Below are 21,078 nucleotides of genomic sequence, written 5' to 3'. Positions count from 1 at the left end.
ATTGAGACAGGGATTTCAGGGGGGCTATCTATGTAGTGCAGCCTCAAAAAGCTCAGCGTTCAGCCCATTTATACAAGGCAGCCTTACGCTGTTCGGGGGGCAATTTACCCAGCTGTTCAACTTCGGCATAAAAACTCGGCCAGTCGCCGCCCACGTGCTTGAACAGGGCTGCGAAGGCAGGCACCCATTGATCGTAAAGACCGAAGGGCAACAATTTGGCGTTATTGAGAGGGCCATTGACCCACGCGTCATAGCGCGGATTTCCCGCCCATTGCTCATCCCGTAACTGACGATAATCACGGCGCATTCGTTCGAATGCAGCGGTTTTACGCTGCTGCATTTCGGCTGCCGGCAACGGCTGTGCATAAAGGGTCTTCAAGCGCTGGCGAGTGTCGAGCACCAGGGTGATAAATTGTTCACGTTGCTGCACATGGCTGCCGTCGGAGGGTGGCAAGCCTTGTTCGACGCGCCATTGGCGGGTGCCTTCCTGTTCCACGAAACTGGCAAAAGACTCATTGAATTCAGTGTCGTCCTTCACATAAAACTGCTGATGGGCCAGCTCGTGAAAGATCAGTGTGGCCAAGCGCTCATCACCCCAATTGAGCATGCCATTGAGGATCGGGTCATCAAACCATCCCAGGGTGGAATAGGCTTCAACGCCGCTGACAAACACGTCCATGCCCTGCTGGCGTTGCAGGGCCGCCTCGCCTCGCGCCGCTCCCTGGCTGTAATAACCCCGGTAGGCCACGCACCCGGCTATGGGAAAGCAATGGGTGACGGGGTCGAGGGAGTACGCCGGGGTGGCAAAGACATTCCACACCACGTACTGCCGTTTCAGGTCGGCATACAGACGATAGCTCTGGTTGTCCGGCAGGTGTAAATGCTCGCTGGCGAAGGAGCGCGCAGCCTGGGCTTTTGCCAATTGCTCACGCAACGCTGTCGGGCGCCGGGGATCAACAATCACCTTGCTCACGGGTTCACGGGCCTGCAATAAATTCCATTGGCCGGCGGCCAATTGCGAGTAGTAGCCCGCACTGGAGCAACCGCTGAGCAGAAGCGGCAAGGCAAGGACCAACAAGCCGCGAACACGCGAGGTCATAAAGCGATCCAGTAGGCGAGTGATGTGACCATAATGCACGCTATGCTTGCGTAACACTTTTTTTGGACATCATCATGCGCACGCTTTTGTGGTTGCTGGCTGCTTGTCTGCTCAGCGCCTGTACCAGCACGCCAATCCCCCCGGCTGATCCCGCCATGGCCTGGGTCGAGCTTGAGACCCAAACCGGCAAGCTGGTAATGGCCGAGCGTCTGGATAACAAGCGACAGGCCGATGGCCGCTATTTTCAAGTAACGCCAGGTAGCCACGAGTTGATGGTGCGCTTCGATTTCGAGGTGTTTGTCGGCGGCATGGGTATGTTCAGTGACCCACAGGAGCGCCTGTGTTACGTCACCGTCGATTACGACAACTTCCAGCCCGGCCAGCGTTACCGGCTACAGGCCCGCTCACTGGGCTTCAACGCCTACGCCCGGCTGTACGACGCAACGGGCAAGGTGGTCGCCGAGGAGCGGCTGGTCAACTGCTTACCTTGAAGGCTGACGGTCGTTGTTCTGGTAGATGATTTTCTTGGTGCCGCTTTCACACGAACCAACCACCATGTTCTCGTCATGAACTTCTTCATTGCTCACGATTTCGAGGGTGTAGGACGACACATTGTTCGCCTGGATCTTGGCTTCGATTTCGGCTTTCAGTTCTTCGCACGGCTTGGGCGCCGCCAGAGCCGAGGTGGCCAAGGCGCAGCAAACTACAGCTAGAGCAAAACGTTTCATGGTGAGACTCCCTTGAGGCAGAACGCAAAGTCATGATCTGACGCGAGTAACGACCATTCGATCACATATCGCACAGCGCAGGACTGATCTGTCGCAGCCGGGTATCGATTGTGCCCCGCTAGCGGTTAGCGGGGCACACAGGTGGTGTCAGCTCACCAACGTCGCGTCGAGGGTGATTTTGGCGTTCAGTACCTTGGACACCGGGCAGCCCTCTTTGGCTTTGGTGGTCAGTTCGTCGAATTGCGCCTGGGTGGCGCCGGGCACCTTGGCCTTGAGCACCAGATGCACGGCCGTAATTGCAAAGCCGCCGTCCACTTGATCCAGGGTTACTTCAGCAGTGGTATCGATACTGTCGGCCTTGAGGCCGGCATCACCGAGAATCATCGACAAGGCCATCGAGAAACAGCCTGCATGGGCTGCGCCGATCAGCTCTTCGGGGTTGGTGCCCTTACCGCCTTCGAACCTCGCCTTGAAGCCATAAGGCGCTTCGCGCAGCACGCCGGTTTCTGTGGAGATGGAGCCAATGCCGGTTTTAAGGTCGCCTGCCCAATGAGCCGATGCTTTCTTTTTAATACTCATGCGTGCCTCCTGAAGAACGGCGCGAAGGTTTCACGCCTTGAATGAACTAGTGAGGGTAGTTCGCCCCACAAAGTTCACCCTGTCGGACCAATCTTCATTTTTAGTAGCTCAATTCCCAGTCGACCATTGAAACTCGGGTATATGCCCATATTGCTGTAAGTACTGGCAGGTTATGCGAGCACCCTGACCTGCATCCCACCTGGAGTAGCCGGCTGATGAAACGACTGTCTGACATCAAATTCTCGACCCTCGACCTGGTCCCTGTCCGCGAAAACGGCAGTGCAGCCCAATCGTTGCGTAATTCGCTGGATCTGGCACAGCATGTGGAAAAATTCGGCTACAACCGTTTCTGGGTAGCGGAACACCACAACATGGATGGGATTGCCAGTTCGGCGACCTCGGTGTTGATCGGTTATCTCGCCGGCGGTACGTCAACCATCCGTGTCGGCTCGGGCGGCGTGATGCTGCCCAACCATGCGCCGCTGGTTATCGCCGAGCAATTCGGTACCCTCGAAAGCCTGTACCCGGGACGCATTGACTTGGGCCTTGGCCGCGCGCCCGGCTCGGATCAGATGACCGCCCGCGCCCTGCGTCGTGAGCGTTCGGGCAGTGCCGATGATTTCCCGCAGGATGTGGCCGAGCTGATGCGCTATCTGGGCCCACGTACTCCCGACCAACGGATCATCGCCATGCCGGGCACTGGCACCAATGTGCCGGTCTGGCTGCTGGGCTCCAGTCTGTTCAGTGCACAATTGGCCGGTGAACTGGGTTTGCCTTACGCCTTTGCATCACATTTCGCACCACGGTTGATGCATGAAGCGATTCGCGTTTATCGCAACCACTTCAAGCCTTCTGCCGTGCTGGACAAGCCCTACGTGATGCTGGGCGTGCCGCTGGTGGCTGCTGACACCGACGAGCAGGCCGAGTACCTGGCCACCTCGGTGTACCAGCGAATCCTGGCGCTGATGCGCGGGCAGAGTCTGGTGCAGCGCGCGCCGGTGGCGACGATGGACGGTTTGTGGCTGCCCCACGAAAAAGAGGCGGTGATGAGTTTCCTGGGCCTGGCGATGGTCGGCAGCCCGCAGAAGATCAAGGCCAAGCTGGACGTGCTGGTCGAGCAGACCCAGGCCGATGAGTTGATTTTTACCTGTGATCTGTACGAACACGCAGACCGCATTCACTCGTATGAATTGCTGTCGCAGGTGATGAAAGGAGCCTGACGCAAAGGGAAGTGTGGGAGCGGGCTTGCTCGCGATGGTATCGACGCGATTGATCTGAAACACCGCAGCGTGCGCATCGCGAGCAAGCCCGCTCCCACAAGATCTACTACTGCGCTGGACTTACCCGCGCTTGTAGACAATTTCTTTGGTGCCGGCTTCGCAAGAGCCCACTACCTTGCCGTCAGCGGCAGCACCTTTTTCCACAACCGTCAGCGAATAATGTCTGGCGCCGTTAGCTTCAATCTTCGCCGCAATTTCGCTTTTCAGTTCTTCGCACGGCTTGCCCGCCGCGAACGCCGTTCCTGCCAGACTCAGCAAACCTACAGCCAATAAAAGCTTTTTCATCGGTCACATTCCCCGGTCAAAACAAAAAGGGTGCAATGCGAACATGCCGCATTGCACCCAGACTGTGTAGCGGACTTTATGGCAAACGGCCAGTCCGCGGGGCAAAACCTTGCCTCAAATCAACTGCTGGCAATCCTGAAGCCGATTTTGAGCGTTACCTGATAGTGCGCCACCTTGCCGTCCTTGATATGGCCGCGGGTGTCGATCACCTCGAACCATTCAAGGTGCTTGATGCTTTTGTTGGCTTCGGCCAGTGCATTACCGATGGCGTCTTCTATGCTGGTCGGGGACGAGCCTACCAATTCGACTTTCTTGTAGGTGTGATGGTCAGACATAACGTTCTCCTTTGTCGTAAATCAAAGCCTAGCAGCGAATGTGCTAAATACTTTGTAGGCAATCTAAAAGGAAAAGTTCAGGTTAACTGCACTTTCTCACGCCCCTGTAGTCCGACTTAACAAGCACCTCACTCATCAATGCAGGAGAGCCCTAATGGCTAGCAACTCTTTACGTAAAGCCTCATTGCAAAGCATGGAAGCAGAGATCGAGAGCCTGCTCAAGTCTCTTGAAAGCCTCAAGCACGACGCTTCGGACGAGTCCAAAAAGACCCTTGGCATCCTCAAAAACAACGCCGAGAACGCGCTGAAGCATTCACGTCATCTGCTCAGCGATGCGCTGGAAGAAGTGAAGGACAAAACCCGCGAAACCGCGATCGCTACCCGTGAATACGCCCAAGAGCATCCGTATGCCACCGCTGGCGTTGCCATCGGCGCACTGGGTCTGCTGGCAGCCTTCCTGTTGTGCAAGCGCGGCAATTAATCTGCGCTGCGCGCAAGCTCTGCCTTGAGCCATTGCGCAAGTTGCCTGGCGCGTCCGTCTGCGGCGCGCTTGGGCAACCATAACGTCAGTTGCCCCGGGGTTTCATTGAAGCCCCAGGGCGCAGCCAGCCGTCCTGCTTGCAGGTCCTGGGCCACCAGCGGCTCGGGAGCAATCGCCACACCCAGCCCCGCAACGGCGGCTTCCAGCAAGTAATACAAGTGCTCAAACCCCTGCCCGTATTTTAAATCCTTCGTCTCAATTGCGTTTTTTTGCGCCCAGCTCGGCCATGCCTGCGGCCGCGAAGTGGTGTGCAGCAACGGTTCGTCGAGCAAGGCGCTGGCCGGGGCATGGCGCAGTTGTTCGTACCGCGCATAACGGGGACTGACCACCGGGCCAATGCGCTCGCTGGCTAATTCGTAAACCTGCATGTCTGCTGGCCAGGGTGGCTCGGCAAACACCAGCAATGCATCCAGCCCGGGGCGACGCGGGTCCAGATCGCCTTCACCGGCCGACAGGTGCAGGCGCAAGTCAGGCAAGTCGGCATTCAATCGGCCCAGGCGCGGAATAAACCAGCGCGCCAGCAAACTGCCTGAACAGCCGAGCACGAACGGAGCGTCAACCTGGCTTTGCGTGAGTTCAGCGCATACATTTCTCAAGCGCTCAAAGGCTTCGCTACTGGCATCCCGCAAGCGGATACCGGCTTCGGTCAGCTTTAGCCCGCGCCCTTCCTTGACGAACAGGCTCACCCCCAGGTGCTCTTCCAGCACTTTCAATTGCCGACTGACGGCACCGTGGGTGACGTGTAGCTGCTCAGCCGCCTGGCTGACGCTGCTCAGGCGGGCGGTGGCTTCAAAGGCACGCAGGGCATTAAGAGGGGGGAGATCGCGGCTCATGGTATCTGTGAGTTTTCCTGACAGGTTACGGCGATCTTATCGGTTTTCATCCCGGGCTGTCACGGGTACAGTCAGGCCCATAGACCTTCGCCATTTTTTATCTGGAGCGTCACATGACTCAATCCACTTTGCGTACCGGCCCTGATGCCAATGGCCTGTTTGGCTCATTTGGCGGCCGTTATGTGGCTGAAACCCTGATGCCGCTGATCCTTGACCTGGATCGCGAGTACGAGCTGGCGAAAAAAGACCCTGAGTTCATCAAGGAGCTGGCCTACTTCCAACGCGACTACGTGGGCCGCCCAAGCCCGCTGTACTTCGCCGAGCGGCTGACCGAGTTCTGTGGCGGCGCCAAGATCTACCTCAAGCGCGAAGAGCTGAACCACACCGGCGCCCACAAGATCAACAACTGCATCGGCCAGATCCTGCTGGCACGGCGCATGGGCAAAAAACGCATCATCGCCGAGACCGGCGCCGGCATGCACGGCGTGGCCACTGCCACCGTGGCTGCGCGCTTTGGCCTGCAGTGCGTGATCTACATGGGCACCACCGACATCGAGCGCCAGCAGGCCAACGTGTTCCGCATGAAGCTGCTGGGCGCCGAAGTGATCCCGGTGGTGGCCGGCACTGGCACCCTCAAAGATGCAATGAACGAAGCCTTGCGTGACTGGGTGACCAACGTTGACAGCACCTTTTACCTGATCGGCACCGTGGCTGGCCCGCATCCTTACCCGGCGATGGTGCGCGACTTCCAGGCCGTGATCGGCAAGGAAACCCGCGACCAGATGCAAGCACAGGAAGGCCGCCTGCCGGACAGCCTGGTGGCATGCATCGGCGGTGGCTCCAACGCCATGGGCCTGTTCCACCCGTTCCTGGATGACACCAGCGTTGAAATCATCGGCGTAGAAGCCGCCGGCTACGGTATCGAAACCGGCAAGCACGCGGCCAGCCTCAATGGCGGTGAGCCGGGCGTGTTGCACGGCAACCGCACCTTCCTGTTGCAGGACGACGATGGCCAGATCATCGACGCCCATTCGATTTCCGCAGGCCTGGACTACCCGGGCATCGGCCCTGAACACGCCTGGTTGCACGATATCGGTCGTGTCCAGTACACCTCGGTGACCGACGCTGAGGCGCTGGATGCCTTCCACAAATGCTGCCGCCTTGAAGGCATCATCCCGGCCCTGGAAAGCGCCCACGCGCTGGCCGAAGTGTTCAAGCGCGCACCGACCCTGCCGGCCGATCACCTGATGGTGGTCAACCTTTCGGGTCGCGGCGACAAAGACATGCAAACCGTGATGCACCACATGGAACAGTCTCAACAGGAGCAACACTGATGAGCCGCCTGCAAACGCGCTTTACCGCTCTCAAGGAACAAAACCGCGCGGCGCTGGTGACCTTTGTCACCGCCGGTGACCCGGATTACGACACCTCGCTGGCCATCCTCAAAGGCTTGCCGGCAGCAGGCGCCGATGTGATCGAACTGGGCATGCCCTTCACCGATCCGATGGCCGACGGCCCGGCGATCCAGCTGGCCAACATCCGTGCATTGGGCGCCAAGCAGAACCTGGCAAAAACCCTGCAGATGGTTCGTGAATTTCGTACCGGTAACAACGACACTCCGCTGGTGCTGATGGGCTATTTCAACCCGATCCACCACTATGGCGTGGCGCGTTTTATCGCCGAAGCCAAAGAGGCGGGCGTAGACGGCCTGATCGTGGTCGACATGCCACCCGAGCACAACAACGAGCTGTGCGACCCGGCGCAGGCTGCAGGCCTGGACTTTATCCGCCTGACCACGCCAACCACGGACGACGTACGCCTGCCGACCGTATTGGCTGGCAGTTCGGGCTTTGTATATTACGTTTCGGTGGCGGGCGTGACCGGTGCCGGTTCGGCCACCACGGAACAGGTGAGCGCGGCTATCGAGCGTCTGCGTCGGCATACTGATTTGCCGATCAGCGTGGGCTTTGGTATCCGTACCCCTGAACAGGCTGCGGCAATTGCCCGCCTGGCCGATGGCGTGGTGGTGGGCTCGGCCCTGATCGACAAGATCGAGAATGCAGCGACGCCTGAACAGGCGGTGGATGGTGTGCTGAGTTTGTGTGCTGCGCTGGCTGAAGGTGTACGTAGCGCCCGCTAGATCAAGAGCCCCTCTCCCGGAGGGAGAGGGGACTGATTGGGGGATGTCACCACACATCGGCTCCCTCTCCCCCCGGGAGAGGGCTGGGGTGAGGGCAAGAGGCTTACACAGTATTACTTCTGCGTCCCGTCATCATGCAGCAGGTTGGCCTGGGTCAGGTTGCTGCCTGCCGGTACGCTGCGGGTCAACCATACGTTGCCACCAATGGTCGAACCCTGACCAATGGTGATACGCCCCAAAATCGTCGCTCCCGCATAAATCACCACATCATCCTCAACGATCGGATGACGTGGATGGCCTTTTTGCAGCTGTCCCGACTCATCCGCCGGGAACCGCTTGGCACCCAACGTCACCGCCTGATAAATCCGCACACGCTCGCCAATAATCGCAGTTTCACCAATCACCACACCCGTGCCGTGATCGATAAAGAAACTGCGGCCAATCTGCGCGCCGGGGTGAATGTCGATCCCCGTGGCCGAATGGGCGATTTCTGCGCTGATGCGCGCCAGCAGCGGTAGCCCGGCACGGTACAGGTGGTGCGCCAACCGGTGATGAATCACCGCCAGAATTCCCGGGTAGCACAGCAGCACTTCATCGACGCTGCGCGCCGCCGGGTCACCGTGGTAAGCGGCCAGTACGTCAGTATCGAGAATGCTGCGCAAACCCGGCAATGCCAGGGCGAAGTCCTGAATCAGCAAGGTCGCCGTCGCATCCACTCCCTCATCCGGCAACCCGCCCTGACGCGCGACATAACGCAACTCCAGCCGGGCCTGGGTCAGCAACGCATTGAGGGCTACGTCCAGGGTGTGGCCCACGTAGAAATCTTCGCTCTCTTCACGCAGGTCCACCGGGCCCAAACGCATCGGAAACAAAGCACCGCAAAGAGCTTCAAGAATATCGGCCATTGCAGCACGCGACGGCAGCTCGCGACCGCCCTGTTCGCCACTGACGCGGCCGTTTTGCGTACGCCACTGGTTTCGCGCCGCGCGCAGTTGGCAGACGATGGCCTGCAATTGCCAAGGATTGGAACGATCACTCACGATGAATACTCCGCACGCTGGCGGCTGGATCAACCAGCCGCGAATAGGCAATGATTTTACGGTATCAAAACGTTTGCGACTCCGGCAATCAAGCCTTAACGCCGGCGCCAGAGGCGCCAACCCACCGCAGCGCTGATCAACAGTAGCAACCCGCCCAAAATGGCCATGCTCAAGCCGTGATAGCTGAATAGCGGCTTTTCGATGCGAATGTACCCGGGCTCGGCAAACAACTCGCGCAGTGCGGCATTTGCCTGCTCCAGGTTAATGGCCTGCAACTGCCGGGCAGGGTCGGCAAAACGGCCTTCATCGTAGTCTCCCAGCGAGGCCCAGTAGTAATCGGCCAGCGCACTGCTGCCTTGCACCGTCCACGCCTGACGGGAAATGGCCGTTTGCTTGAGTCGGGCAAACACCTGCGGATCCAGCCCGTCCTTGAGCAGCCGTGACGTGAGTTGCTGCATCACCTCACGGGCCCTGGGCACGTTCTCGCGTTCAAGATCCGCATTCAGACTCAGAAAACTCACGCCGCCAAACACCTCGCGCTCAGCCCAGGGGCCGTAAGACAAGCCGTGCTTGAGCCGCAGTTCGCTGTACAGCGCCCACTCCAGATAATCGCGCAGCAGGGTCCAGGTTTCATCGGATTGCCCTTCGATAACCGGTTCGGGCAGCAACCAGTGCAGGGTTGCCGTGTCGCCGACCACACCGCGCACCAGCTCGCGCTCTGCGTCGGCCTTGGCATCGATGGCGGCCAGGGGACGGTGCTCGCTGGGGTCAACCGGCTCGAGGGCACCGTAGGCTCGCTCCAGATAAGCTGGCAAGAAACGGTCAAGGTCGCCGACGATAATCAGTGTCATGTTGTTGGGCGCGTACCACTTCTGGCGTACGGCCTCTAACTGCTGGCGCGTCAGGTTATGCACTTCGGCCCGTTCGGCGCACTTCAGGCCCAATTCGACAGCCAACTGGTTGCTGGCGCTGTGGCCCAGGTCCTGACGGTCCAGCCAGCGCTGCAAGTGCGAATAATGGCCGCCGTCTTCGCGCTCGACCACCTGCTTGGCGTCGCTGATACGCTGCTCGGTCAGCTGTGTGCGGGTCAGCAACCCCAGCAGCAGGTCGAGAATCTTGCGCTGATTTTTTGCCGGGGCCTCGATTACAAAGGTGGTATCGGCGCTGCTGGTAAAAGCGTTCCATTCGCCCCCCAGCGCTTGCATGCGCTCCTCCAGCCCCCCTTCACCGGTGTCGTCGATGCCGCTGAAGAGCAAATGTTCCAGCAGATGGGGCAATTGCTGATCGGCGCAGGAAAAGTCATCCATACCCACCCCTACCACCAGCCGAATGGCCACATGATCGCGATCGTTGTTGGGTTTGAGGATCAGTTGCAGACCATTGGGCAGTTGATAGCCCTCAACGCTGTAGCGATCCAGGGCAAAGCCTTGGGCAGCGCCAAGCAGCAAGCAGATAAACAGCAGGCAACGCATAAAAAATCCCTGAATTCTCGAATCCTTGAGCCCGTGCAGCTTAGTCGCTGCATAACGGCTGACAACAGCCCGACGTACAACGTTCAAGGCGAATGTTGCGTGTCGGCTGCGTCATCAAGCTCCAGGGCCCCGGTTTCAGAGGTCTCCAGCACCACGTAGGCGCTGCCGCAAAACAGCGAGTTAAGGCGTTTCATGTCCGCGATCAGCTCCAGATGCATAGAACTGGTCTCGATACTTTGTGTGACTTTACGCTGCAAGCGACTTACGTGAGCGTGGGCCAAACGCCGCTCCTGGGCGCGAAAGCGGCGTTTTTCACGCAGCAATTGGCGGGCGTTCTGCGGGTCGGAATTGAGAAACACCGTCAGCCCAAGACGCAAATTATCGATCAACTGGGTTTGCAGGCCCACCAGCTCCTCCAGCCCTGTTTCTGAAAATGACCGGCGCTGGGAGGTTTTCTGCTGCTGGACTTTGCGCAGCATGCGTTCGATTACATCACTGGCAAGTTTGAGGTTGATCGCCAGTTCGATGATTTCAGCCCAGCGCCGACTGTCCTGCTCGCTTAAATCCTCCCGAGGCATTTGTGCCAGATAGAGTTTTACCGCGCTGTAGAGCACTTCGACTTCATCGCTCAACGTGCGCATTTCCGCGGTGATAGCGGTTTGCTTGCCGCGTAGAACGTCGAGCATATTGACCAACATGGTGTCGATCAGGTCGCCAATGCGCAGGGTTTCGCGCACCGCATTGGCTAGCGCCAGGCTCGGTGTATCGAGGGCGGCGGGGTCCAGGTGGCGCGGTTTGGCGACACCGTTGGTTTGCTCGCGCTCAGGCAGCAGCCAGGCGCAAATGCGCGCCATCAGGCCTACTGTCGGCAACATCAAGAAACAGCGGGCGGTGTTGTAGAGCAGATGGAAGCCGATCACCAACTCCTGGGCGCTATAGCTCAGGCTGTCCATCCAGGCCACCAGCGGGTCGAGCACGGGCATGATCAACAACAGGCCGATCAGCTTGTACAGCAGGCTGCCCAATGCCACCTGCCGGCCCGCTGCGTTCTGCATATTGGTACTGAGAAACGCCAGTATGCCGCTGCCGATATTGGCGCCAATCACCAGGCCGATGGCCACATGCAGGCTGATAACCCCCGCGCCCGCCAATGTGGCGGTCAGCAGCACGGCTGCCAGGCTTGAGTAAGACACCATGGCGAACAGGGCGCCAACCAGGGCATCGAGCAGAATATCGCCGGTCAACGAAGCAAAAATCACCTTCACGCCCTGAGCATGGGTGATGGGTGTGGCGGCTTCGACAATCAATTGCAACGCCAGGATGATCAAGCCCAGGCCAATGCCCACCCGCCCCAGTTGCCCGGCACGGGTTTGCTTGCGGGTCAAAAAGAAAATCACACCCAGAAAAATCAACAGCGGCGACAGCCACGACAGGTCGAAGGTCAGCACCCGCGCCATCAAGGCCGTACCGACATCGGCACCGAGCATGGTGGCCAGCGCGGGAGTGAGCGCCATCAGCCCCTGGCCGACAAAGGAAGTGACCAGCATGGCCGTGGCGTTGCTGCTCTGCACCATGGCGGTAACCACGATCCCCGCGACAAAGGCAAACATGCGCCTGGAGACGTTTTGCCCGATGACATGGCGCAGGTTGGTACCGTAGACCCGCAAGATGCCGGTACGGACGATATGCGTGCCCCAGATGAGCAAGGCCACGGCGGAAAGCAGATTGAGCAGGGTCAGCATGCTGGCTCCCTGTGGTAGATGTGTCTAAGGATCAGATAGCTGCGGGCCGTTCCTACAGATGTTTCTTAAGATGTAGTCGGCAATTGAGCAGAGCGCCAGCATCGCATAGCAGGGGCAGGGTTGAAAGATTAATACCTCGTAGCAGCTGCCGAGGAACGAAGGCTGCGTCCGGCTGCGCAGCAGTCGTAAAATCGGCGTTTGCGGTGTGTCAGGCACACCATAGGCTCAGACTTTACGACCGCTTCGCGCTCGAACGCAGCCTTCGTTCCTCGGCAGCTGCTACGCGATTGCTGTGTTACAGCGTACTGAACAGCGGGAATGTGCCCAGCAGCAGCGCGGCGACCATGATGCACAGGCACACCAGAATCGCCCACTTGAGGGTGAAACGCTGGTGATCGCCAAACTCGATACCGGCCAGGGCTACCAGCAGGTAGGTCGAGGGCACCAGCGGACTGAGCAAATGCACTGGCTGGCCGACAATTGAGGCACGGGCCATTTCGGCGGCAGTGATGCCGTAGTGGCTGGCCGCTTCGGCCAATACAGGCAGTACCCCGTAGTAGAACGCATCGTTGGACATGAAGAAGGTGAAGGGCATGCTCACCAGCGCGGTGATCACCGCCAGATACGGCCCGAGCGCAGGCGGAATCACGGCCAACAGGCTTTTGGACATGGCATCGACCATCCCGGTGCCCGACAGGATGCCAGTGAAGATACCCGCGGCAAAAATCAGCCCAACCACTGCCAGGACACTGCCAGCATGGGCCGCTACACGGTCTTTTTGCTGTTGCAGGCAAGGATAGTTGACGATCATCGCGATACTGAACGCGACCATAAACAACACGGGCAGAGGCAGCAGGCCGGCAATCAGCGCGATCATCAGCGCCAGGGTCAATGCACCGTTGAACCAGATCAGTTTAGGTCGACGTGCATCTGGATACTGCGACACGCTGATTTCGCTGTGGTCGACTTCATCGCCGTGCAGGTGCAATTCGCCCAGACGCGCACGCTCGCGCTTGCCGTAGAACCAGGCGATGACCAGGATCGCTGCGCAGCCGGCGAGCATTGCCGGGATCATCGGTACAAAAATATCCGAAGGATCGACGTGCAGCGCACTGGCCGCCCGTGCTGTCGGGCCGCCCCAGGGCGTCATGTTCATCACGCCGCCGGCCAGGATGATCAGGCCGGCCATGATCCGCGGGCTCATCCCGATACGGCTGTAGAGCGGCAGCATGGCCGCCACGCAAATCATGTAGGTGGTCGCGCCGTCGCCATCCAGGGACACCACCAGCGCCAGCACCGCCGTGCCCACCGAGATTTTCAGCGGATCACCCTTGACCAGCTTGAGGATCTTGCGCACTGCCGGGTCAAACAGACCGGAGTCGATCATCAGGGCAAAGTAGAGGATGGCGAACATCAGCATCACCCCGGTAGGGGCCAGCTTGGTGATGCCTTCGAGCATCATCGGGCCGATTTTCGGGGCAAAACCGCCGAAAATGGCAAACAGGATGGGCACCAGAATCAGGGCGATCAGGGCGGAAAGACGCTTGGTCATGATCAGGTACATGAATGTAATGACCATGGCAAAGCCAAGGAAGGTCAGCATGAAAGTCACCCTTATTGTTGTAGTAAGGCGCTGACCGCGGGTTGTACGCGTGGCAGGCCAACCGGTCTGTTGCCGGTAATGACTCGATGCTAGAGAGGGAAGCTTTCAGCCAGCTTTCGCTGGCAAAAGTTCTTACAGAAGGGAGAGTTGCATAAATCTTTGTAGCAGCTGCCGAAGGAACGAGGCAGCTGCTACAAAGAGCGGGATTTAATCCAGCTTGAGGACTTTGGCCAGGACGATTTTCGGACCTTTCATCTTTTTGATGATGATGCGCAGGCCTTCGACTTCCAGTTGTTCTTCTTCGGCCGGAACCCGCTTGAGGGTGTCGTAGATCAGGCCCGCGACGGTTTCGGCTTCAACGTGGTCAAGGTCCACACCCAGCAAGCGTTCAATCTTGAACAGCGGCGTGTCGCCGCGCACCAGCAGCTTGCCAGGCTGATACGACAGAATGCCGCGCTCGGCCTTGCGGTGTTCGTCCTGGATATCACCTACCAGCACTTCCAGCACGTCCTCCATGGTCAGGTAGCCCACCACCTTGCCGTCAGCTTCTTCAACCAGGGCAAAGTGCGCGCCGCCCTTGCGGAACTGCTCAAGCAACTGACTCAGCGGCATATGCCGCGACACCCGCTCCAGCGGTCGGGTCAGTTCTTCAAGGTTGAAGGTTTCGGGCAAGTGGTCCAGGTCGGCCAGTTCCAGCAGCAGATCCTTGATGTGCAGCAAACCGACGAAGGTGTTGGTGTCGGCATCATAGACCGGGTAGCGGCTGAATTTGTGGCGACGGAACAGCGCCAGGATGTCCTTGAGCGGCGCCTTGGAATCCAGGGTCACCAGGTCTTCGCGGGAGTTGGCCCAGTCGACCACTTCCAGCTCGCCCATTTCCACGGCAGAAGCCAGCACGCGCATGCCCTGGTCGCTCGGATCCTGGCCACGGCTGGAGTGCAGGATCAGCTTGAGTTCTTCACGGCTGTAAGCGTGATCGTGATGGGCACCGGGCTCACCCTGGCCGGCAATACGCAAAATCGCGTTGGCACTGGCGTTGAGCAGGTAAATCGCCGGGTACATGGCCCAGTAGAACAGGTACAGCGGCACGGCGGTCCACAGCGACAGGGTCTCTGGCTTGCGGATGGCCCAGGACTTGGGCGCCAGCTCACCGACCACGATGTGCAGGTAGGAAATGATAAAGAAGGCGGTAAAGAACGATACGCCCTTGATCACTTCAGGCGACGAGACGCCGATGGCGCCCAGCAGCGGCTCCAGGATATGGGCGAACGCCGGCTCGCCGACCCAGCCCAGGCCCAGCGAGGCCAGGGTGATACCCAGCTGGCAGGCAGACAGGTAGGCGTCGAGCTGGTTATGCACGGTGCGCAGGATCTGCCCGCGCCAGCCGTTGTCTTCGGCTATCGCCTCAACCCGGGTGGAGCGCAATTTGACCATGGCAAATTCGGCCGCAACGAAAAAACCGTTGAGCAAAACCAGGATCAAAGCAAAAAGAATCATGCCGAAGTCGGCGAAGAGTGTCGCGAGGGTCAAGCCAGGGGAAGGGTCCATGATGGAGTTTTACGGGTTCCGTCGTTACAGATAGGGAGGTATGGCCAAACAATGTAACGGCTGATGTAGCCCTTGCCTAGTGGGAAAGGGCTACAGGGCCTAGTCAATAAGTGTCTTTGGCTGGGGTTTTGTCACCTGGCCCGGTGCGAAATGGCAGGTGAAGGTGCTGCCGTGTCCCAATACGCTGCTGATCTCCAGCCGCGCGCGGTGGCGCAGCAACACATGCTTGACGATCGCCAGGCCCAGCCCGGTGCCGCCGGTGCTGGCGTTGCGGCTGGAATCGACACGGTAGAAGCGTTCCGTCAGGCGCGGCAAATGCTTGTTGTCGATACCCACGCCCGAGTCCTGCACGCTCAAGTGGGCGCCCGCGCTGTCTGCCCACCAGCGAATGCGTACGCTGCCGCCATCGGGGGTGTATTTGACGGCGTTGAACACCAGGTTGGAGAACGCGCTGCGCAATTCGGCTTCGCTGCCCTTGAGCGCGCAATCGGCTTCCACGTCCAGGGTGATCGTCTGGTTGCGCTGACCGGACAACGCCTGGGCGTCGCTCTTGATCGAACGCAGCAAGCTGTCGATGGCCACCGGCTGGTTATCCGAGGGGTAGTCCGTGGCCTCCAGCTTGGCCAGCAACAGCAGGTCGTTGAGCAGGGTCTGCATGCGTTCACCCTGTTGCTGCATTTGCGACAGGGGGCGCTTCCAGCGCGGGTTTACGTCGTCGACGTTATCGAGCAGGGTTTCAAGATAGCCACAGATCACCGTCAACGGCGTACGCAGTTCATGGGACACGTTGGCGATAAAGTCTTTGCGCATCTGCTCCAGTTGATGAATGCGCGTCACATCGCGCACCAGCATCAGGTGTTCGTTGTTGCCGTAGCGGGTGATATAGAGCTGGATGCGCAAGTGATCGTTGACCGGCGAGGGGATATCCAGCGGTTCGCCATAATTACCTTGCTCGAAGTATTCCTTGAAGCGCGGGTGGCGTACCAGGTTGGTCACTGGCTGGCCGCTGTCCTGTGGCGTCTTGAGACCCAGCAGGGTCTCTGCGGCGAGGTTCCACCACTCCAGGTTGCCGTCACTGTCGAGCATGATCACCGCGTCCTTGAGCGCCGCCGTGGACTCTTGCACGCGATCGATCACCGCTTGCAGTCGCCCGCGTACGCGCTGGTCACGGCGCTGCAGGTGGTAGATGCTGTCGAACACCTCGCCCCACAAACCGTAGCCATCGGGCGGTGCTTCGTCGGGTTTGTGCTGGCGCAGCCACTCGTGCAGGCGCAGCAACTGCTTGAGGGTCCAGCCCAGATAGAACGCCAGGCCAATGGCCAGGCTCCAGCCGTAATAGCCACTGATCAGCCCGACCAGCAGGCAGCCAGTGACCAAAAGCAACAAATGACGGATCAGAGTGCCATGCCAGTTTTGATTCACGTCGCGCGAGTCCTTGCTTGCCGCTGGATCAGTGAGAGCCGGTATCAGGCCTTGGTGGAAAACCGGTAACCGGTACCACGCACGGTTTGTACCAGATTTTCGTAAGCCTCACCGAGCGCTTTGCGCAAGCGGCGGATATGCACGTCCACAGTGCGCTCCTCCACATACACGTTGCCGCCCCAGACCTGGTCCAGCAACTGGCCCCGGGTGTAGGCGCGCTCCTGGTGGGTCATGAAAAATTGCAGCAGGCGGTATTCAGTGGGGCCCATTTCGGCAGGGGTGCCGTCGATGGTCACGCGGTGGCTGATGGGGTCGAGCAGCAGGCCGCCGATCTCGATGGGCGATTCGGCATCGGCCGGGCCGGCGCGGCGCAGCACGGCCTTGAGGCGGGCGACCAGCTCACGGGGGGAGAATGGTTTGGTGATGTAGTCATCCGCGCCCACTTCCAGGCCCTGGATCTTGTTGTCCTCTTCACCCTTGGCCGTGAGCATGATGATGGGAATATCGCCGGTCAGCTCTTCGCGCTTGAGGCGTCGGGCCAGCTCAATGCCCGACGTACCGCCGGGCAGCATCCAGTCGAGCAGGATCAGGTCCGGTTTACGGTCCACGATAATGGCATGGGCATCCTGGGCATTATCGGCTTCAAGGCAATCGTAGCCCGCCATTTCCAGGGCCACGGCGATCATCTCGCGGATCGGCGCCTCGTCATCAACGATCAAAATGCTCCTGCCAACCATGCCGTAATCCTCTCGTCATTAAACTGTCTTGTGGCGCATTAGATAACGCAATTATTGCAGTCGTGTGACAGCTTTGGGGATGGGCGCGCGCTAACGGTTCGTGAACTACGCTTTAGTCTCAAATCGTACAACCACAAAAAGGACGATTCCAATGACATCTAGCTCGTTTTCCCTAAAGACATTGCTGCTGGCCGTAGCCTTCACCTTGCCCGGGTTGGCGTATGCGGCTGAACCGGCGATGACCAAGGACGGCATGCTGGTCGACCACAAAGGCATGACCCTCTACACCTTCGCCAAGGATGCGGGCGGCAAATCGATGTGCAATGACAAGTGCGCCGCCAACTGGCCGCCGCTGGCAGCCGAGAGCACAGCCATGGACATGGGCAAGTGGACGGCCATCAAGCGCGATGACGGCCACATGCAATGGGCCTATGACGGCAAACCGCTGTACACCTTCGTGATGGACAAGAAAGCCGGTGACATGACCGGTGACGGTAAAATGGACGGGGCGTGGAAGGTGGCCAAGCCATAGGAAGATCAAAAAAACCCTCACCCTGACCCTCTCCCAATGGGAGAGGGGACTAAAAGCAAAAGCAGATGTACGCCTCACTGAAGATCGGCTCCCTCTCCCTCCGGGAGAGGGCTGGGGTGAGGGGTCTTGATCTCAGGCAAAAAAAACCTCGCCTCCCTGTCACAGGGGGCGAGGTTTTTTATGACGCTGTCTTAAACCGCGCTGGTCGACTGCGGACGACGCACGTCCGGCTGCTTCCACGATTCCGCCGCAGACTCATCGATAGCCTGCTGAATCGCCTTTTTGCGGTGCTCTTCAGCGCGGCGGCTGAAGAACCACACCATGAAGGTCACCAGTGACACTGCCAGCAAAATCAGGCTGGCCACGGCGTTGATCTCAGGTTTGACCCCCAGGCGCACCGCCGAAAACACTTCCATCGGCAAGGTCGTCGACCCCGGCCCCGACACAAAACTGGCCAGTACCAGGTCATCCAGCGACAGGGCAAAGGACATCATTGCGCCGGCCGCCAGGGAGGGCGCAATCATGGGAATGGTGATCAAAAAGAACACCTTCCACGGCTTGGCGCCCAGGTCCATGGCCGCTTCTTCGATCGACAGATCCAGCTCACGCAAGCGCGACGACACCACCACCGCCACATAGGCCGAGCAGAACGTCGTGTGCGCGATCCAGATGGTCACCAGGCCACGTTCTTGCGGCCAGCCAATCATCTGCGCCATCGCCACGAACAGCAGCAACAGCGACAGACCGGTAATCACCTCTGGCATGACCAGCGGCGCCGTCACCAGGCCGCCAAACAGCGTGCGACCCTTGAAGCGGCTGATACGCGTCAGCACAAATGCCGCCAACGTACCCAGTGCCACCGCTGCAATCGCCGTGTACAGGGCGATTTCCAGCGAGCGCATCACCGAACCCATCAGTTGCGTGTTGTCCAGCAGGCCCACGTACCACTTCAACGACCAGCCGCCCCACACCGTCACCAGCTTGGAGGCGTTGAACGAGTAGATCACCAGAATCAGCATCGGCAGGTAGATGAACAACAACCCCGCGACCAACATAAAGCTAGAAAAACGGAAGCGATTCATATCTTGCCCTCCAGCTCTTTAGCCTGGCTGCGGTTGAACAGAATGATGGGCACGATCAGGATCGCCAGCATGACCACGGCAAGCGCAGACGCCACCGGCCAGTCACGGTTATTGAAGAACTCTTGCCACAGCACTTTACCGATCATCAGGGTTTCCGGGCCGCCCAGCAGTTCCGGGATCACGAACTCGCCCACCACCGGGATAAACACCAGCATGCAGCCGGCGATAATGCCGTTTTTGGACAGCGGCACGGTGATCTTCCAGAAGCTGTTGAAGGTGCTCGACCCCAGGTCTGACGCGGCTTCCAGCAAGCTGGTGTCGTGTTTCACCAGGTTGGCATACAGCGGCAGGATCATGAATGGCAGGTACGAATACACAATGCCGATATACACCGCGATATTGGTGTTGAGGATCTGCAGGGGTTCACTGATCCAGCCCATCGACATCAAGAAGCCATTGAGCAGGCCGTTGTTGCTGAGAATGCCCATCCACGCGTAGACGCGGATCAGGATCGCGGTCCAGGTCGGCATCATGATCAGCAGTACCAGCACGGTCTGCATCTCTTTACGGGCATTGGCGATGGCATAGGCCATCGGATAACCGATCAGCAGGCACAGCAGGGTGCTGAAGAAAGCCATCTTCAGGGAGCCCAGATACGCGGCGATATACAGTTCATCGTCGCCGAGCATGGCGTAGTTGCCCAGGTTCAGCAGTACCTGGATTTTCTGGTCAACGTAGCTATAGATCTCGGTATACGGCGGAATCGCGACGTCCGCTTCGGCAAAGCTGATCTTCAGGACGATGAAGAACGGCAGCATGAAGAACAAAAACAGCCACAGGAATGGAATCCCGATGACCATATGGCGGCCACCGGGGGTTATTCGTTGCAGTCGGCGTTTGAGTTTTCGCATGTTCATGAGCGCAATACCACGCCGCTGTCGTCTTCCCACCACACGTAGACTTCGTCGTCCCAGGTCGGGCGGGCGCCACGGCGTTCGGCGTTGGCCACAAACGACTGCACCAGCTTGCCGCTCGGCAGCTCGACGTAGAACACCGAGTGCCCGCCCAGGTAAGCGATGTCATGCACCTTGCCGCGCGACCAGTTGTATTCGCAGGTCGGCTTTTCGGTGGTGACGAGCATTTTTTCCGGGCGAATCGCGTAGGTGGTGTGCTTGTCTTCCACCGAGGTGCTCACGCCGTGACCGACGTAGATGTCGTTCTCCAGCTCCGGGCACTTGATCCGCGCATAGCCTTCGGCGTCATCGACCACTTCACCGTCGAACAGGTTGACGTTGCCGATAAATTCGCACACCAGGCGGCTGACCGGGGTTTCGTAAATGTCGATAGGGCTGCCGATCTGGGCAATCCAGCCCAAATGCATGATCGCAATACGCTGGGCCATGGTCATGGCCTCTTCCTGGTCGTGGGTCACCATCACGCAGGTCACGCCCACGCGCTCGATGATCTCAACCAGTTCCAGCTGCATCTGCGAACGCAGTTTTTTGTCCAATGCGCCCATTGGCTCATCCAGCAGCAGCAACTTCGGGCGCTTGGCCAGCGAACGGGCCAGGGCAACACGCTGGCGCTGGCCACCGGACAACTGATGGGGCTTGCGCTTGGCGTACTGGCTCATGTGGACCAGCTTGAGCATCTCGCCCACGCGGGCATCGATCTCGGCGGTCGACATCTTGTCCTGCTTGAGGCCGAAGGCGATGTTCTGCGCCACGGTCATATGCGGGAACAGGGCATAGGACTGGAACATCATATTGATCGGCCGCTCATAGGGCGGCAGGTCGGTGATATCAACACCGTCAAGGAAGATACGACCCTCTGTTGGGCGCTCGAAACCGGCGAGCATGCGCAGCAAAGTGGATTTGCCCGATCCCGATCCGCCGAGCAGGGCGAAGATTTCGCCCTTGTTGATTTCCAGGGACACATCGTCCACGGCAATCGTCTCGTCGAATTTCTTCGTGACCCGGTCGATTTTGACCAGCACCTGCTTAGGTGTCTGGTCGCCCTCGAGGGCTTTCTTATAGGCGCCGGAGGCAACAGCCATTACGTAACTCCCAACAAATTTAGC

The 21,078-nt window shown here is 59.1% G+C and carries 22 protein-coding genes; 6 read left to right on the top strand and 16 right to left on the bottom strand.

The features are described 5' to 3' along the window. Positions 1–52: 52 nt before the first annotated feature. Positions 53–1,099, bottom strand: a complete 1,047-nt coding sequence (locus tag GHO42_RS17000; RefSeq protein WP_095023158.1) for an aminopeptidase — start codon at positions 1,097–1,099, stop codon at positions 53–55. A gap of 74 nt (positions 1,100–1,173) precedes the next feature. Between GHO42_RS17000 and GHO42_RS16995 the strand changes: the two genes are divergently transcribed. Further along, positions 1,174–1,590 (top strand): hypothetical protein, encoded by a 417-nt coding sequence (locus GHO42_RS16995; protein ID WP_095026761.1) that lies wholly within the window; start codon positions 1,174–1,176, stop codon positions 1,588–1,590. On the opposite strand, the gene GHO42_RS16990 is transcribed toward GHO42_RS16995, so the two are convergent. Continuing rightward, on the bottom strand, positions 1,582–1,827 hold the full coding sequence (locus GHO42_RS16990) for a DUF1161 domain-containing protein (protein ID WP_094999635.1): 246 nt from the start codon (positions 1,825–1,827) through the stop codon (positions 1,582–1,584). The two genes, GHO42_RS16995 and GHO42_RS16990, sit on opposite strands and share 9 nt — an antisense overlap. 147 nt (positions 1,828–1,974) lie before the next feature. Beyond that, positions 1,975–2,406 (bottom strand): OsmC family protein, encoded by a 432-nt coding sequence (locus GHO42_RS16985; protein ID WP_094999634.1) that lies wholly within the window; start codon positions 2,404–2,406, stop codon positions 1,975–1,977. 215 nt (positions 2,407–2,621) lie between these two features. Here GHO42_RS16985 and GHO42_RS16980 point away from each other — a divergent pair, with 215 nt between their 5' ends. Then, positions 2,622–3,626, top strand: a complete 1,005-nt coding sequence (locus tag GHO42_RS16980; protein ID WP_095020613.1) for an LLM class flavin-dependent oxidoreductase — start codon at positions 2,622–2,624, stop codon at positions 3,624–3,626. Between the two features lie 120 nt (positions 3,627–3,746). Here GHO42_RS16980 and GHO42_RS16975 read toward each other — a convergent pair whose 3' ends face one another. Together GHO42_RS16975 and GHO42_RS16970 are read right to left on the bottom strand one after the other, a co-directional pair. Beyond that, the gene (locus GHO42_RS16975) at positions 3,747–3,971 is read right to left on the bottom strand and encodes a DUF1161 domain-containing protein (RefSeq protein ID WP_094999632.1); all 225 of its coding nucleotides are present in this window, start codon (positions 3,969–3,971) and stop codon (positions 3,747–3,749) included. A gap of 119 nt (positions 3,972–4,090) precedes the next feature. Next, positions 4,091–4,306: a dodecin gene (locus GHO42_RS16970; RefSeq protein ID WP_094999631.1), complete on the bottom strand. Its 216-nt coding sequence runs from the start codon at positions 4,304–4,306 to the stop codon at positions 4,091–4,093. A gap of 154 nt (positions 4,307–4,460) precedes the next feature. On the opposite strand from GHO42_RS16970, the gene GHO42_RS16965 reads away from it, so the two are divergent. Further along, positions 4,461–4,787, top strand: coding sequence for a YqjD family protein (locus tag GHO42_RS16965; RefSeq protein ID WP_016782799.1), 327 nt, complete (start codon positions 4,461–4,463; stop codon positions 4,785–4,787). Here GHO42_RS16965 and GHO42_RS16960 read toward each other — a convergent pair. Beyond that, complete coding sequence (locus GHO42_RS16960; RefSeq protein ID WP_095038472.1) at positions 4,784–5,680, bottom strand: LysR family transcriptional regulator; 897 nt, start codon at positions 5,678–5,680, stop codon at positions 4,784–4,786. The two genes, GHO42_RS16965 and GHO42_RS16960, sit on opposite strands and share 4 nt — an antisense overlap. A gap of 113 nt (positions 5,681–5,793) precedes the next feature. Between GHO42_RS16960 and trpB the strand changes: the two genes are divergently transcribed. Beyond that, complete coding sequence (trpB, locus tag GHO42_RS16955) at positions 5,794–7,014, top strand: tryptophan synthase subunit beta (protein WP_095020612.1); 1,221 nt, start codon at positions 5,794–5,796, stop codon at positions 7,012–7,014. Continuing rightward, positions 7,014–7,820, top strand: coding sequence for a tryptophan synthase subunit alpha (trpA, locus tag GHO42_RS16950; RefSeq protein ID WP_153326280.1), 807 nt, complete (start codon positions 7,014–7,016; stop codon positions 7,818–7,820). The genes trpB and trpA overlap by 1 nt, the downstream gene beginning before the upstream one ends. A 113-nt stretch (positions 7,821–7,933) precedes the next feature. On the opposite strand, the gene epsC is transcribed toward trpA, so the two are convergent. The 7 genes from epsC to phoB all read right to left on the bottom strand — a co-directional run bounded on the left by epsC (position 7,934) and on the right by phoB (position 17,384). Further along, on the bottom strand, positions 7,934–8,860 hold the full coding sequence (gene epsC, locus GHO42_RS16945; RefSeq protein ID WP_094999627.1) for a serine O-acetyltransferase EpsC: 927 nt from the start codon (positions 8,858–8,860) through the stop codon (positions 7,934–7,936). A 95-nt stretch (positions 8,861–8,955) separates the two neighbouring features. Beyond that, on the bottom strand, positions 8,956–10,332 hold the full coding sequence (locus tag GHO42_RS16940) for a pitrilysin family protein (protein ID WP_153326282.1): 1,377 nt from the start codon (positions 10,330–10,332) through the stop codon (positions 8,956–8,958). Positions 10,333–10,415: 83 nt separating this feature from the next. Further along, positions 10,416–12,074 carry a Na/Pi cotransporter family protein gene (locus GHO42_RS16935; RefSeq protein WP_094999625.1) on the bottom strand — a complete coding sequence of 553 codons (1,659 nt, stop codon included), beginning with the start codon at positions 12,072–12,074 and terminating at the stop codon, positions 10,416–10,418. A gap of 295 nt (positions 12,075–12,369) precedes the next feature. Beyond that, the gene (locus GHO42_RS16930) at positions 12,370–13,677 is read right to left on the bottom strand and encodes a CitMHS family transporter (protein WP_138738412.1); all 1,308 of its coding nucleotides are present in this window, start codon (positions 13,675–13,677) and stop codon (positions 12,370–12,372) included. 207 nt (positions 13,678–13,884) lie between these two features. Further along, the gene (locus GHO42_RS16925; protein ID WP_094999623.1) at positions 13,885–15,225 is read right to left on the bottom strand and encodes a hemolysin family protein; all 1,341 of its coding nucleotides are present in this window, start codon (positions 15,223–15,225) and stop codon (positions 13,885–13,887) included. A 99-nt stretch (positions 15,226–15,324) separates the two neighbouring features. Then, the gene (gene phoR / locus GHO42_RS16920; RefSeq protein WP_094999622.1) at positions 15,325–16,647 is read right to left on the bottom strand and encodes a phosphate regulon sensor histidine kinase PhoR; all 1,323 of its coding nucleotides are present in this window, start codon (positions 16,645–16,647) and stop codon (positions 15,325–15,327) included. A gap of 44 nt (positions 16,648–16,691) precedes the next feature. Beyond that, on the bottom strand, positions 16,692–17,384 hold the full coding sequence (gene phoB / locus GHO42_RS16915) for a phosphate regulon transcriptional regulator PhoB (protein ID WP_094999621.1): 693 nt from the start codon (positions 17,382–17,384) through the stop codon (positions 16,692–16,694). 151 nt (positions 17,385–17,535) lie between these two features. Between phoB and GHO42_RS16910 the strand changes: the two genes are divergently transcribed. After that, entirely contained in the window at positions 17,536–17,916 is a 381-nt protein-coding gene (locus GHO42_RS16910; protein ID WP_094999620.1) for a hypothetical protein, read from the top strand. 191 nt (positions 17,917–18,107) lie between these two features. Here GHO42_RS16910 and GHO42_RS16905 read toward each other — a convergent pair whose 3' ends face one another. From GHO42_RS16905 to GHO42_RS16895, 3 genes are read right to left on the bottom strand one after another with little or no spacing between them, the layout of a single operon-like run. Then, positions 18,108–18,998, bottom strand: a complete 891-nt coding sequence (locus GHO42_RS16905) for an ABC transporter permease subunit (RefSeq protein WP_016782811.1) — start codon at positions 18,996–18,998, stop codon at positions 18,108–18,110. Further along, positions 18,995–19,915 (bottom strand): ABC transporter permease subunit, encoded by a 921-nt coding sequence (locus tag GHO42_RS16900; RefSeq protein ID WP_029611643.1) that lies wholly within the window; start codon positions 19,913–19,915, stop codon positions 18,995–18,997. Before GHO42_RS16900 ends, GHO42_RS16905 begins: the two co-directional genes overlap by 4 nt. Continuing rightward, a complete protein-coding gene (locus GHO42_RS16895; RefSeq protein ID WP_094999618.1) occupies positions 19,912–21,054 on the bottom strand; it encodes an ABC transporter ATP-binding protein in 1,143 nt (380 codons plus the stop codon). Before GHO42_RS16895 ends, GHO42_RS16900 begins: the two co-directional genes overlap by 4 nt. Positions 21,055–21,078 lie beyond the last annotated feature (24 nt).

It is taken from the genome of Pseudomonas sp. FSL R10-0056 (assembly GCF_009600105.1).
In the GTDB taxonomy this organism is placed as follows: domain Bacteria; phylum Pseudomonadota; class Gammaproteobacteria; order Pseudomonadales; family Pseudomonadaceae; genus Aquipseudomonas; species Aquipseudomonas bubulae.
The sequence above is the reverse complement of the archived record's forward strand: the minus strand, read 5'-3'. Positions and strand labels throughout refer to the sequence as shown.